This is a genomic window from Peribacillus sp. P4_D6, assembly GCF_056401795.1.
The window spans coordinates 1-523 of record NZ_JBFUIQ010000411.1 but is presented as its reverse complement, the minus strand read 5'-3'; the positions used below and the strand labels follow the sequence as shown (position 1 = coordinate 523).

The window sequence follows — 523 nt, the reverse complement described above, 5'->3', positions numbered from 1 at the left end:
ATACGCACAAAGTGTGATTGATTTATATTTCTTGGCACCCCGATGTCAGCCATTGTAAGTAAACCTGGTTTACGGAGGGCATCAATTTGCTTAGCGGTATTGATGATCATTGCTGCGGTTGCAGTATCTCCAAAAATGCCGTTTGGAACAATCAACCTTTGGGTTTCGTTCCCCTCAATAACGATTTCATCTTCCTGTTTAATACCTGCAGACATCGTTAAATCCAAGGAAATTTCCTTTCCGTCCACAGTCTTGCCTGTGGAAATTTGATGGAGCCCCATAACATCCCCTCGTTTTAAGGCAGTTAGCGGAACGGTCATATTTTCGCTTGCAATCGTTGGTTCAATGGTATTGATAACATTTGAAAGTTCCCAATTCAGCCCATAAGCGATTAACCTTACAGACTCCTCAAGACCTACATGCCCAATTTCATTCCGTTGGGCCAAAAATTCAAACTCTTCTCTGGTCATCCCGATTCCGACCTTTTTTTGTAAAGGGAGGCGCCTTTTCGAAACATCAACTT

1 pseudogene is annotated in these 523 nt (G+C 42.6%); it reads right to left on the bottom strand.

What is annotated here, in order from left to right:
* Nucleotides 1-470, bottom strand: a pseudogene (locus AC1DVB_RS27910) (hypothetical protein); the annotation flags it as partial.
* Nucleotides 471-523: the final 53 nt, after the last annotated feature.